Origin of the sequence: Acetobacter ascendens (assembly GCF_001766235.1) — a bacterium.
Classification (GTDB): domain Bacteria; phylum Pseudomonadota; class Alphaproteobacteria; order Acetobacterales; family Acetobacteraceae; genus Acetobacter; species Acetobacter ascendens.
The window spans coordinates 1,017,792-1,030,557 of the sequence record NZ_CP015164.1 but is presented as its reverse complement, the minus strand read 5'-3'; the positions used below and the strand labels follow the sequence as shown (position 1 = coordinate 1,030,557).

At 49.8% G+C, this 12,766-nt stretch carries 13 protein-coding genes, 1 pseudogene and 1 riboswitch; of the genes and pseudogenes, 9 read left to right on the top strand and 5 right to left on the bottom strand.

The window, feature by feature from the left end; translation table 11 throughout:
* Nucleotides 1-145 precede the first annotated feature (145 nt).
* From A4S02_RS04980 to A4S02_RS04950, 7 genes are all read left to right on the top strand, one after another.
* Nucleotides 146-475: an antibiotic biosynthesis monooxygenase family protein gene (locus tag A4S02_RS04980; RefSeq protein WP_070323135.1), complete on the top strand. Its 330-nt coding sequence runs from the start codon at nt 146-148 to the stop codon at nt 473-475.
* Nucleotides 475-1,461: a heme/hemin ABC transporter substrate-binding protein gene (locus tag A4S02_RS04975; RefSeq protein WP_208858919.1), complete on the top strand. Its 987-nt coding sequence runs from the start codon at nt 475-477 to the stop codon at nt 1,459-1,461. Before A4S02_RS04980 ends, A4S02_RS04975 begins: the two co-directional genes overlap by 1 nt.
* Nucleotides 1,458-2,510 (top strand): FecCD family ABC transporter permease, encoded by a 1,053-nt coding sequence (locus A4S02_RS04970; protein ID WP_070323134.1) that lies wholly within the window; start codon nt 1,458-1,460, stop codon nt 2,508-2,510. Before A4S02_RS04975 ends, A4S02_RS04970 begins: the two co-directional genes overlap by 4 nt.
* Nucleotides 2,507-3,319 (top strand): ATP-binding cassette domain-containing protein, encoded by an 813-nt coding sequence (locus tag A4S02_RS04965; RefSeq protein WP_070323133.1) that lies wholly within the window; start codon nt 2,507-2,509, stop codon nt 3,317-3,319. The genes A4S02_RS04970 and A4S02_RS04965 overlap by 4 nt, the downstream gene beginning before the upstream one ends.
* A 20-nt stretch (nt 3,320-3,339) precedes the next feature.
* Entirely contained in the window at nt 3,340-3,660 is a 321-nt protein-coding gene (locus A4S02_RS04960; protein ID WP_070324182.1) for an antibiotic biosynthesis monooxygenase family protein, read from the top strand.
* Nucleotides 3,661-3,930: 270 nt separating this feature from the next.
* Nucleotides 3,931-4,755, top strand: a complete 825-nt coding sequence (locus A4S02_RS04955; RefSeq protein ID WP_082246712.1) for an IS5-like element IS12528 family transposase — start codon at nt 3,931-3,933, stop codon at nt 4,753-4,755.
* Nucleotides 4,756-4,797: 42 nt separating this feature from the next.
* Nucleotides 4,798-5,190 carry a type 2 periplasmic-binding domain-containing protein gene (locus A4S02_RS04950; protein ID WP_070323132.1) on the top strand — a complete coding sequence of 131 codons (393 nt, stop codon included), beginning with the start codon at nt 4,798-4,800 and terminating at the stop codon, nt 5,188-5,190.
* A 142-nt stretch (nt 5,191-5,332) separates the two neighbouring features.
* On the opposite strand, the gene A4S02_RS04945 is transcribed toward A4S02_RS04950, so the two are convergent.
* On the bottom strand, nt 5,333-5,950 hold the full coding sequence (locus A4S02_RS04945) for a nitroreductase family protein (RefSeq protein ID WP_070323131.1): 618 nt from the start codon (nt 5,948-5,950) through the stop codon (nt 5,333-5,335).
* A 32-nt stretch (nt 5,951-5,982) separates the two neighbouring features.
* Nucleotides 5,983-7,134: an acyl-CoA dehydrogenase family protein gene (locus tag A4S02_RS04940; protein WP_070323130.1), complete on the bottom strand. Its 1,152-nt coding sequence runs from the start codon at nt 7,132-7,134 to the stop codon at nt 5,983-5,985.
* Nucleotides 7,135-7,561: 427 nt separating this feature from the next.
* On the opposite strand from A4S02_RS04940, the pseudogene A4S02_RS15505 reads away from it, so the two are divergent.
* Nucleotides 7,562-7,711, top strand: a pseudogene (locus A4S02_RS15505) (acyl-CoA dehydrogenase family protein); the annotation flags it as partial.
* 8 nt (nt 7,712-7,719) lie between these two features.
* Here the strand turns inward: A4S02_RS15505 and A4S02_RS04935 are convergent.
* Nucleotides 7,720-8,544, bottom strand: coding sequence for an IS5-like element IS12528 family transposase (locus A4S02_RS04935; RefSeq protein ID WP_082246712.1), 825 nt, complete (start codon nt 8,542-8,544; stop codon nt 7,720-7,722).
* Nucleotides 8,545-8,694: 150 nt separating this feature from the next.
* Complete coding sequence (locus A4S02_RS04930; protein WP_070324181.1) at nt 8,695-9,810, bottom strand: aromatic ring-hydroxylating oxygenase subunit alpha; 1,116 nt, start codon at nt 9,808-9,810, stop codon at nt 8,695-8,697.
* Between the two features lie 285 nt (nt 9,811-10,095).
* A riboswitch (cobalamin riboswitch) is annotated at nt 10,096-10,328 on the bottom strand.
* A 150-nt stretch (nt 10,329-10,478) separates the two neighbouring features.
* Here A4S02_RS04930 and A4S02_RS04920 point away from each other — a divergent pair.
* Nucleotides 10,479-11,566 (top strand): IS3 family transposase gene (locus tag A4S02_RS04920; protein ID WP_099046879.1). Its coding sequence is split into 2 segments (ribosomal slippage): nt 10,479-10,740 and nt 10,740-11,566, totalling 1,089 coding nucleotides; the frame shifts between segments, so codons are not numbered across the junction.
* A 145-nt stretch (nt 11,567-11,711) separates the two neighbouring features.
* Here A4S02_RS04920 and A4S02_RS04915 read toward each other — a convergent pair.
* Nucleotides 11,712-12,734 carry an adenosine deaminase gene (locus A4S02_RS04915; RefSeq protein WP_070323128.1) on the bottom strand — a complete coding sequence of 341 codons (1,023 nt, stop codon included), beginning with the start codon at nt 12,732-12,734 and terminating at the stop codon, nt 11,712-11,714.
* Nucleotides 12,735-12,766 lie beyond the last annotated feature (32 nt).

Here is a 12,766-nt window from a genome sequence, read left to right as displayed (position 1 = left end):
TCATGTGCATCTCATGGTTTTGCTTATAATATGATATTGATTCTCATTATCAATTGTGAAAGGGTGATTACGATTTAATGCGCACAGCCGCGCTGCGTTTGTGAAAAATGTTGGATCTAACGGCATTTTGTGGTGTGGAGGGTCAATGTTTATCGGCATGAACCGTTTTAAAGTTCGGCTAGAAAAAGAAGCCGAGTTCAAAAGTCGCTGGCTTGAACGGGAGGTTCTGTTAAGTGCTGCCCCCGGTTTTTTAATGATCCAGTTTATGCGCGGCGAGGCGCTGCCAGATTATGTAGCCTACGCATCTCAAACAATTTGGACCTCTCGTGAGGCATATCAAGCATGGCGTCAATCGGAACTGTTTCATGCCGCGCATAAAGGCATGGGCCAGAGTGAGGTTTTGACGATCGAAAAACGCGAGTTCAGTGGGTATGACGTACTGCGTACTGTCGCAGGGCAGGAGCAGGCAGCCTGATGAAAAACCAATGGACAACAAGCAAGGGCACTGATCAGATTGCAGCTACCTTTTTGCTGTCTCGCCGATCTGTAGGTGTTGCGCTGATTTGTGGCATGGCCTCAATCTGCATGCCCCGTGCTGAGTTAGCGCAAGATGTGACAGATGCAGTTACGCCCAGAAGTGTAACAGATTGCCGGGGCCGACGTGTTACACTCCACGGAGCAACAAGAATAGCCAGTATTGGTGGCACTATAACCGAAACCCTGTACGCGCTTGGGCGATCACCTGCGATTTTAGCTGTAGATCAAACTTCCACATGGCCAGAGCAAGCACGGAAAGAGAAAAAAGATCTTGGTTACATGCGTGCTATTTCGTCCGAGGGGGTTTTGTCTCTGCGTCCAGATCTCGTGTTGACCATGAACGATGCAGGCCCACCCGCAGCCAGGGATCAGCTTGTGGCCTCAGGTGTTCCTGTTGTGTTTGTAGACGCTACACCATCTCCCGAGGCCATTGAACAGCGTACCCGTTTTTTAGCCGGGATTGTTGGGGCTCAGGCAGCAGGAGAGCAGCTATGCAGCGCTCTTACCGGGCAGTTTCAGCAATTGGAAGCATGGCGCGCCACGCATACAGGGAAGCCACGCGTGTTGTTTATCATGCGCATGACAAATAACCGCCCCATGGCTGCAGGTAAAGGTACAGCAGCAGATGCGATGATCAGTCTTGCTGGGGGCGTTAATGCCGGTGCTGATATGCAGGGTTACAAGATTGTGGATCAGGAAAATCTGGTCGCTCTGCGGCCTGACATTATTCTGCTTATGGATCAGACAGCAACATCTATTCGTACAGCCTTGCAGGCAGACCCCGGCTTCAAGCTCACTCCGGCAGGGCGTAATAATGCTTTTGTGAGCATGGAAGGGGAACGCCTGCTGGGCTTTGACCCCCGTACACCTCAGGCTGCGTTAGACCTTGCTAGAATGATGGCGGCGGTGAGCCATCCTGTATGACAATGGTTCGGCGGTCCACCATTCTGTTTCTATGTGCCTTGTTACCATTGTTGATGCTGATCATGGCAATCTCTCTCAATATCGGGGCAACAGGCGTACATCTTTCGGCTTTGTGGCAGAATGACCTACAGGCCAATAGCTTTGCAGACCGGGTTGTGTTGACCCAGATCCGTGGCCCTCGTGTTGTTATGGCTGGGCTTACGGGAGCGGCTCTAGCTGTCGCTGGCGCTGTCATGCAGGGGCTTTTTCGAAATCCGTTGGCCGATCCGGGGTTGATTGGCGTGTCTTCCGGGGCTGCTTTGGCCACGGCGTGTATAATTGTATTGGGCGGCGCATGGCTTGATTTAGGGGCAGGAGACGTGCACGCAGCAATTATGAGCACCGCATGGGCTGTGCCCGTGGCGGGGATGCTGGGCAGCTTTGTAGCTGCATGTTTGCTTTACATGTTTGCAACACGCGGGGGCACCACATCTGTTAGCATGATCTTGCTGGCAGGGGTGGCGTTTAGCGCATTTTCTGGCGCTTTAACGGGTATCCTTATTTTTCGTGCTAACGACACGGCTTTACGTGATCTAACTTTTTGGACAATGGGCAGTTTTGCAGGAACAACTTGGTCACGTATAGGCCTGTTATGTCCTTTCCTGTTGGTGGCTACATGGGTAACGGTGCGTCTGGCTTCGCCCCTGAATGCTCTGCTGTTGGGGGAGAGCGATGCACGGCTCATGGGATATCCCGTGGAGCGTATTAAGCGGCTTGCTATGTTCTCGGTTGCCTGTGCTGTTGGTCCTACGGTTTCCTTTGTGGGGGCAATTGGGTTTGTTGGCGTTGTGGTTCCCCATCTGGTGCGTTTGGTAACTGGGCCAGATCATCGGCTGGTACTGCCGGGAAGTGCCTTGTTGGGGGCTATCCTGTTAATAGCGGCAGATACGTTGGCGCGCATTATTGCCATGCCGGCAGATGTGCCTGTGGGGATTGTAACCGCGGTTTTAGGCACGCCAGTTTTTGTTTGGCTGCTTACACGCACGCATGACAAGGAAAGACTGGCATGAAGCTTTCTTTGCGCAACGCAGGTTGGCGTGTTCGCGGCCAAGACATTGTGCATGAAGCCTCTCTGAACTTTGAGGCTGGGCAGATGACGGCCATTATCGGGCCGAATGGGGCAGGTAAAAGCACATTGCTCCGCCTTGCCAGTGGTTTATTGCCGCCAACCAGCGGTGATGTATGGATTGATGGTGCTCCTATAACCAGATTTTCTTCTGCTTGTCTGGCGGCCCGTCGGGCTATGTTAATGCAGGACTCTCCTTTGCGGGCTCAGTTTTCGTTGCGTGAGTTGGTGGCGATGGGAGGGCGGATTTCTGCGCCATTCATGAGCACTTCAGTTCGTTTAGAGCTAGCCGGGCAGTTGCTTGAACGGGTTGGACTGGCGGCGTTTTCTGAGCGCGATGTAATGGATCTGTCTGGAGGAGAGCGTCAGCGCGTTCATCTGGCTCGGGTTCTGATGCAGCTAGAGGCCGCAGCGCATGGTAATGGCAGGCCTCCGGGTTTTTTGTTGCTGGATGAACCAATTTCCGCGCAGGATCTATCCCGGCAGCATCTGGTGCTTAACCTTGCACGCGCCCATGCCTTAGCTGGTGGTGGTGTAGTGGTGGTTATTCATGATCTAAATTGGGCGGCAGCCTGTGCGGACCACATTGTGGTGATGCATGAAGGGGCTATTTATGCGCAGGGGCCACCAGAACAGGTTTTAACCAATGCGTTGGCCAGCCATGTTTTTGGGTTGGAAGACGGGCGAGTGCGCATGCACGTAGGTAGCGGCAAACCCTACGTTTTGCCGCATGATATGATGTGCCAATCATGATTGAAGGAAAGGAGCAGGCTATGTCTCAGTATATTGCTATGAACCGATTTTTGGTGATACCGGAAAATGAGGAAGCCTTTCAAAAGCGTTGGCTGGATCGTGAGGTTTTATTAAAAACAGTTCCAGGATTTGTTAGTTTTCAGTTTCTTAAAGGGCCGGAAAAAGAAGGCGCTAGGCTATATGCTTCTCATACAGTGTGGGATTCATACGATGCCTTTGTGGCTTGGACACAATCTGAGCAGTTTCGTCAGGCACATGCAGGTGCAGGGCAGGGCCGTGCTTTGACGGCAGGCCCCCCAGTGTTTGAAGGGTTTAGCGTTTTGCAGAATGTGACGGTCTGATATTCTATATCTGACATGTGAAAATGACTTAATGACCTGAAATCCAAAGGGGTTTCAGGTCATTTCTATTTCTTTAGAAAATCAGTTTGGTGTGCTGATAAGCACATTAGGCGTAATCATATAGTTTTTAACACACATAAAACCAGCCCGCGCTCCATCTGCTGCGCGTGCTGGGTTAAACCCTGCATGATCAATGGCACTTTTAAGAGCCCTTTTGGAAATTCGCTATGATAGGTTTTCAAGAGGTTTTGAGCGTGATTCAAAGGCAGGATGTGGACGCCAGCACAACGAGGCCGCATGGCCGGAATTACACGCAAGACGAAACGCTATCCGTCTGATCTGACAGATGAGGAATGGGAGCGCATAGCGCCTCTGATGCCCCCTGCGAACCGGCGTGGTCGGAAACGGACAACCGATTTCCGTGAGATCATCAATGCTCTGCGCTATCTCGTGCGCTCAGGCTGCGGTTGGGAGATGCTTCCGGTTCATTTTGGCCCATGGCAAACGGTTTACTGGTGGTTCCGCAGGCTGATGCGCCGTTTCCTGTTCCAGACCATTCATGATGTCTGTCTGATGCTCGATCGTGAAGCGACAGGACGCGAAACCAGTCCATCGGGTGGTGTCATTGATAGCCAGAGTATCAAGGCACCCCACGCAAAGACACGTGGTTATGACGCAGGCAAGAAGATCGTCGGTCGGAAACGTCACATCGCAGTTGATACGGATGGCCGCCTTCTCCTGGTCCAGCTGACAACAGCCGATATTTCGGACAGTGCAGGAGGACAGATGATCCTTGATGCCATTCGTAAACGCTGGCCTTGGGTGAAGCACCTGTTTGCCGATGGAGCCTATGACCGCCTCCAATTGATGGATAAGGCCACTTTTCTCGACTTCACAGTCGAGATCATCCGGCGGTCAGAGACAGCAAAAGGGTTTGAAATCCTGCCGCGTCGGTGGGTTGTGGAACGGACCTTCGGTTGGATGATCCGCTGGCGTCGCCTTGTGAAGGACTACGAACAGCGGATCGACGTCGCAGAGGCCATGATCCACATCGCCATGGGAAGCCTCATGCTACGCCGAAACGCTCATCCGTGAATTTCCAAAAGGGCTCTCACACAGGAAGAGCTTGTATTCCTTGTGCCATATGATCAAGATACTATTGTTAGCCTGAAAGGCCTGTCTCACTTCAATTTACCCTTGGTTCGCTTTAGAAAAGAATTTTCACAAGGTATTTATGAGCGGACAGAACAAATATTAAGCGATCATATCATACAGCCACACCGTATCTTATGGTTTAATGAAACATTGAGCGCTATTCAGGTGGTGCGCTCTGGTCTTGCGTGCGCTTTGATACATCGCTCAAGCTTGTCTATTTTATCAGAAACAGAAAAGAAATTTACCATTCACGCATTACAGCATCCGGCTGCAAGGTGGGAGGTTGGTATGGCAACCTATGATATCGGTATCAATCCTGCTCGAGATCAGTTTCGGAAAGAGTTTTATCAGTATATTAAGAACTTGCACCCATAGAGACGCTTACGCATCAAAGTTATTAGCTTTTGAAGGACAGATATGGTGTGAGCGGTCGCAAGTCGGAGCAAATAAAACAATCTGCTCCGGAAGCGAAGGTTATATCAGCGTGATGGCTACAGAAATAAACTGATGCTATGCGTTAATCTATATTGGTTTGTGTTGAAGCATTCCATCTCCCTTCGGAAGAAATTTCGTTCAGAGCATTTCGGTCTGAGGGCGCCTCACGTTTTTGCAAGGCTTCCGGTAGAGTTTCTATGTTTCCCTGTCGCCCAACAATAATAGCTGCATGCAATTCATACTCTTCAGGCAGTTCTAAGCCAGCATGGGCCAAAGCGTGGTCAAAACCACTTACGGGGTGCGTCGCCCAGCCGTTATGCGCCGCTTGAATTTGTATGAGAACCGCCGCCGCACCGGCATCAAATGCGTGCGTTGGCAGTGGGGAGGGTTCTCCTGTGCGGCTTGAAAGCGTTATGGTTTGAGAAGCCACATAAATGATGGCCGATGCATTTTCTGCCCAGAACTGATTGAATGGTATAAGCCATGATAAAAAGCGTTCCCATTCTGCAGTCCCACGCCGTGCATAAATAAAGCGCCAAGGCTGCATGTTATAGGCAGAAGGAGCCCATCGTCCGGCATCTATTAGCGAAAGAAGTTCTTCCTTACTGATGCTTTCTGGCTGGAATGCTCGTGGAGACCAACGGTTAAGAATAGCCGGCAGCACGGAAGAATTGGGAGCACGGCCTGGCGCTGTTGTCATGGTTTTTCCCGTAGCAAGAAACGGTTCTGAATTTATGAAAGAGCCTGCTGTCCTGCGATCCGCCGGAGTAATTCAGCATGTGGTGCATGAATACGCCCACATAGCGCATCACGATGAGCGCGCTCTAATGGGTTATGGGCAGATAGCCCAGCATTGCCTGCCAAACCAAGTAAAGCAGATGTAAAGTCAGCGGCAGCATCAACAACACGTGTCTTTATAACCGCTGCATGAGCTTTCAGTTCATGGGGTGGACGAGCAGCTTCTACATCCATGGCGTAAAGCCGGAGCAGCATGGCGTTCATGTGTAATGTAATGGTAAATCCCCCAACGGCATCGCGCATTGAAGGTAACGTTGCCAGCGGTGCCCCCAGATTAGATGGAACACGGGTTTTCAGGAACTCACAAAACCATGCCAGTGCAGAGGTTGCGATACCATTATACAAAGCACCCAATAGCCCAGTATTCCATATAACGAGGGTATTGCGCCCTGCTGGTGGTGCATCAGGCGCATAGAGTTCTAGCGCGGCATCGGGTGGCAGGATAACATTTGTAAATGTAACTTCATGGCTATTGCTGGCACGCATGCCGATGTGATCCCAGTTTTCAAGCACATGGATCCCATCTGCTTTGGCTGGCACAATAAATGTACCAACCTGCGCGGGGTCATCATCTGTGCGAGCACGTACCAAAAGCCAAGATAAACCGGGAATACCTGTTACATAGGCCTTTCGCCCAGTTAAACTCCATCCGGTTGCCGTACGGGTGGCTATTGTGCTGGGCAGTCCACCCCGAGAGGCAGAACCAAGATCAGGTTCAGCTAGCAGGATATTCAGCAGTTGATCGTGCTGTTCATCTTCTATCCAACGGGGCATATCTCCAGATCCGAACTCATGGTGAGCAATGGCGGCACGCACCATGTAATGATTGACCATAACTAGCGCTGTAGAGGCATCCCCCTGAGCAATCTGTCCAACGATGTCCTGCACAACACCTAGAGTGAAGGGAGTAGGGCGCTCTGGTGTGGATATACGTAAAGACAGCAGACCTGCCTGACGTAGATCATCAATATTTTCCTGTGCAAAAACCCCAGTGCGATCATGATGAGCTGCCCGTGTGGCAAACTGCTGTTTGAGATGCGTAGCTGCATCAATGGCATCGTGCACGGTCTGTAGATCAATCGACATGGAATATATATTTCACCATTTTCATGAGGTGGTAATGAAATATAACATTTATGACGTGAATATATATGTCAATGAGAGATTTTTTCCTCAAGAAAGATGTGAAGTGGTTAGCTAAATTTCGATTCACTGAAAGAGGGCGTTCGAAACTTATATGGCACCTTATTTGCGCACGTGATCAAAAAGGATTCTCTTTTAAATTCACTATATATAATTGTTATTATATTAAAAATATATCTTTTAAAAACAAATAAATACAAAAATTCAGTAAGTGATTTTTAGAGGGAAAATTCTCGATCTAGCACTTCTCACAACATAAAACTACATTAAATAGTAATTATTTTATTGACTCATTTATAATGGTTGTTAGCGTGTTGAAACGTAAAATGCGCATTAAAAATAGTTGTTATATGTAAGCAACGAGGTCGCAATGACATATCATGCACGTTCCTCTCAGAATTTTTCTCCACGGATTGATGCGCTTGCGCAAAAGCTACGTCCCATTTTTGCACGTATTGCAGATGGTGCCATTGATCGGGAAGAAAACCGTATTCTGGCCCATGATGCCGTAAGAGCCCTTTTGGAAATTCACGGATGAGCGTTTCGGCGTAGCATGAGGCTTCCCATGGCGATGTGGATCATGGCCTCTGCGACGTCGATCCGCTGTTCGTAGTCCTTCACAAGGCGACGCCAGCGGATCATCCAACCGAAGGTCCGTTCCACAACCCACCGACGCGGCAGGATTTCAAACCCTTTTGCTGTCTCTGACCGCCGGATGATCTCGACTGTGAAGTCGAGAAAAGTGGCCTTATCCATCAACTGGAGGCGGTCATAGGCTCCATCGGCAAACAGGTGCTTCACCCAAGGCCAGCGTTTACGAATGGCATCAAGGATCATCTGTCCTCCTGCACTGTCCGAAATATCGGCTGTTGTCAGCTGGACCAGGAGAAGGCGGCCATCCGTATCAACTGCGATGTGACGTTTCCGACCGACGATCTTCTTGCCTGCGTCATAACCACGTGTCTTTGCGTGGGGTGCCTTGATACTCTGGCTATCAATGACACCACCCGATGGACTGGTTTCGCGTCCTGTCGCTTCACGATCGAGCATCAGACAGACATCATGAATGGTCTGGAACAGGAAACGGCGCATCAGCCTGCGGAACCACCAGTAAACCGTTTGCCATGGGCCAAAATGAACCGGAAGCATCTCCCAACCGCAGCCTGAGCGCACGAGATAGCGCAGAGCATTGATGATCTCACGGAAATCGGTTGTCCGTTTCCGACCACGCCGGTTCGCAGGGGGCATCAGAGGCGCTATGCGCTCCCATTCCTCATCTGTCAGATCAGACGGATAGCGTTTCGTCTTGCGTGTAATTCCGGCCATGCGGCCTCGTTGTGCTGGCGTCCACATCCTGCCTTTGAATCACGCTCAAAACCTCTTGAAAACCTATCATAGCGAATTTCCAAAAGGGCTCTAACAGGCGATGGGCCGGGGTGCACGTACAATGGCTTTTATTGATGATAGCCTTGTTGGGTATAATAATTTCCTTGAGCAATCATTTTATGAAGATGCACGTTTTTGAGTATCATGATTCAGTCCTCCAGTATCAGGCGAGATACCTCGTGCACGCAAAAGTTGCCTTAGTGCCAGAATAACCGGAAAAACCTCGGCGTTATGATCACCGCCAAGATCTTTCCATGCGCGCTGCTCAAGCTCCACAATTTCACGATCTTCGAAAAAGACACGTTCTGTAAAAGCAATAAGTAATGGCCATGCCAGATCTAGCAATAGGGGCACTTTTAATCGTCGGATAGAGAGCAAACCAAAAACACGATTGGTCAGTTCTTCGCTATCTTGCGGAACGTAGGAAATCCATAGCTCCATAACGGGTTCATCAATGCCCTGCGTTTCGATCCTGAGAGTTTGATAAGGATATTGAGTACGAATGGTCATGATATCACGATAAGCAAAGTCACGGCCATCGCGCCGCCTTTGGCCATAAATCAGTGCTTCACTAATAGGCTGCTTGCCTCCTGTTCTGGCAAAGGTGTAACGCGCTTCAACAAAATTTTCTCCACTCTCCATGCCAAGAAAACGCGGTTTCATCTTGCCCACAAGTTTGCTGTGCAAAACTTGATGATTCATATCCATGAGGTTTTCATGCATAAAACTGTAATGGCAATTCACCACCTGTCCGAAACGGCGCGTCCGGTAATGCCTGTCGCTTACCCGCGGAAAGTTAGGCAACGGTACGGTGTTGGCAAGTGTTTGGTCTCCCATAAACACAAAAAGAAGGCCGCCTTTTTCCTGACATGCCCATGTTTTCAGCTTAAGGCAGGTTGCTCCGGGCTGGGGGTTTGGTGCAACAGATTGTCCCTCGCGGTTAAATGTTATGCCATGCGCCATACAGGTGATGAGGTTGTTATGCACGTCTCCCTTACCAAGGAGCACTTGGCGATGAGGGCAAAGTCCATCTAGGGCATAAGGTAGCCCAGTGAGCGGGCGGACAATAACAATATGATGCCCGGCAAAAACAACATCGAGGGCCTTTCCGCGTTTTACTTCGCGCGACCATGCGAGAGGATACCAGAAGTTTGGATTACTTTTGACGCGTCTTAAATCAGTTTGTTTGAGATCGACGGTGTTTGAACCGGCTGCGCGGAATCCATTTTGCATTGTTTGGGCCATTCATTAAGGCCTGCTGGAAACGAAAGAGTAAGGCAATAAGAATTGATAATGCTTGCCGTTCTGTACGTATCAGCAGACAAATGTCATCCAAAGCCGCATCACTAAATGATGCTCTTTTGGAATAGATGTACTGACAGGGGAAAAAGGGGTTTATTTACACTATCCTGCACAGATAACTGGCAAAGCACCAGACTGTAGAAGATATTGCAGCATACGAGGTAAGGCAGTTGGACATAGTAACTTCCCCCACCTTCGGTACATCCCGCCCGACGGTATGGTGGCTGAACGATGGCAGGTCTCCTGGCTTGCGGATCAGAACCGCTTGGCTCTACCTTCCCATCTCCATTTGGAGACAGTGGTTCACGTTATCCGTGAACGAACCAGCGGCTACCGCTTACAGTTGCGGGAGCAGCCCCGACTAGGCATCTGAAAAAAACGATAAGACCAGATGCTGACGGTGTTCCCTATTAACCCGCTCGCGCGGGGCCATCGTGGTTTTTGGTGAGGCAGTTTGTAACTTATCTTTTGATAAGAGCAAAGCAGAATTACAGAATAGGATGAAATGCTGATATCAAATTTGTGCAATGGTAATCCCCCCATAAAAAGAGTGGCTTTTGAATGAGAATTTTCTCAGCGTAAGAATTGAGGAGATTCTGATGAAGAGTGATCGCTTTACTGACGCCCAGATCATGGGTGTGATCCGCCAGGCTGAGGGCGGTGTCCCGGTTCCTGACCTGTGCCGGGAGCATGGGATTAGCAACGCCACGTTTTACCGGTGGCGCGCGAAATATGGCGGCATGGATGCTTCGATGATCAGTCAGATGAAGGCTTTGGAAGAGGAGAACCGTCGGCTGAAGCGCATGTATGCGGATTTGAGCATGCAGACGGATATCCTGAAGGAAGCCCTTGGAAAAAAATGAAGCGGCCAGCCCAGCGCCGGGAACTGGCCGCACAAGCTGTGGCGCATCATGGGGTCAGCATTGCGCTGGCCTGTCGGATTTTTGGGATATCCGAGGCCTGCTTTCGCTATCGTCCGCGACTGGCAGCGGAGAACGACAGGATTGCCGCTCTTCTGGTGGGACTGACCCAGGCTCACAGGAGATGGGGATTTGGTCTGTGTTTCCTGTATCTGCGCAATGTGCAGGGACAGCTCTGGAATCATAAGCGGGTTTATCGGATCTATCGGGAACAGGAACTCAACCTGCGGATTAAACCCCGCAAGCGTCTGGTTCGCGAAAAGCCAGAAAAGCTGTCGGTTCCGGCCCTTCCCAACAGGGTCTGGTCCATGGATTTTATGGCGGACAGGCTGATGGATGGACGTGCTTTTCGGCTCCTGAACATTCTGGATGACTTCAATCGTGAAGGACTGGCGATCGAGGTTGATTTTTCCCTGCCAGCCTGTCGGGTTGTCCGCTGTCTGGAACAGGTTATGGAGTGGCGTGGCAGGCCAGAAGCCATCCGAATGGATAATGGCCCTGAATATGTCAGTCATACGCTGGTTTCATGGGCCGAAAAACAGGGGATTACCCTGATCTATACGCAACCGGGTAATCCGCAGCAGAACGCCTATATTGAACGCTACAACAGAACTGTCCGGCAGGAATGGCTGGAGCAGTATCTGTTTGAAAGCATTCAGGACGTGCAGGAGGTCGCAACACAATGGCTCTGGACATATAACCATGACAGACCCAACATGGGGAACAGCGGGCTACCCCCCGCCCAGAAACTAAAAACAGCTGCCTGAATTCTCATTCAGCACCCCACTAAAAATGGGGGGATTACCCAATGCCAGTTGAGACTGAATATAAAATAGCCTTTTATGCCGGAAAATACCTGCCGATAACCGTTGTGAACGAAAAGGTATTTTCCGGCTTGTCTTTTTGTTTATTTCAGTGGCTTACAGTGTGTGCTGCAACAAAAGTGTTGAGTGCCTCAATTTGTGTTGCGAGATCCTCATCCTTCAGAAACGAGCCCAGAAAACTATTTCGGGCCAGAGTGATAATGTCTTCGCGCGACACTTTTCCTGCGGCCACTAATGCTCGGAAGTTATCGTTTATATATCCACCAAAATACGCAGGATCATCTGAATTGATGGTGACACGCAATCCAGCATCCAGCATGCGGTTTACTGGGTGGTTATTCAGATTATCTACAACGCACAGTTTCAGATTAGACAAAGGGCAGACCGTTAGTGTCATCGCTTCTCGGGCCAGACGTGCCGTTAGGGCGGCATCTTCCAATGCACGATTACCATGATCAAGACGATTAATATTCAGCAAGTCCAAGGCTTCCACCACATAAGATGGCGGACCTTCCTCTCCCGCATGTGCAACTCGCATGAGGCCGGCACTTCCAGCAGCGGCAAAAACACGTGCAAATTTTGAAGGAGGGTGGCCTAGTTCAGATGAATCAAGGCCAACGCCAGAGATATGAGGGATCCATTTTTCTGCTGACTTAAAGGTTGCAAACGCAGAGTCTTCGTCCAGATGACGCAAGAAGCACATAATAAGCAGAACGCTTATGCCATGTTGGGCCTTTGCTTCTGCAATTCCAGATAGTAGGCCTTCCATCACCACATCAAAGGGAATGCCCCGTGTTGTGTGCGTTTGCGGATCAAAAAAGATTTCTGTATGGGTCACGCCATCTGCTGCGGCACGTGCAAAATAGGCAGTGGCCAGATCATGAAAATCTTCTGCAGTTTGCAAAACAGAAGCGCCAGCATAATAGATATCTAGAAAATCCTGAAGATTGTTAAAATTATAAGCCTTTTTGACATCTTCAACAGATTGGAAAGGAATTGATATCCGGTTGCGCTTAGCTAGTCGGAACATCAGCTCCGGCTCTAGGCTTCCTTCGATATGTAGATGTAGTTCCGCTTTGGGAATATTGGTGATGAATGTATCGTGTACCATGGTGTATTATTATCATTCTGCGACCATTTGAC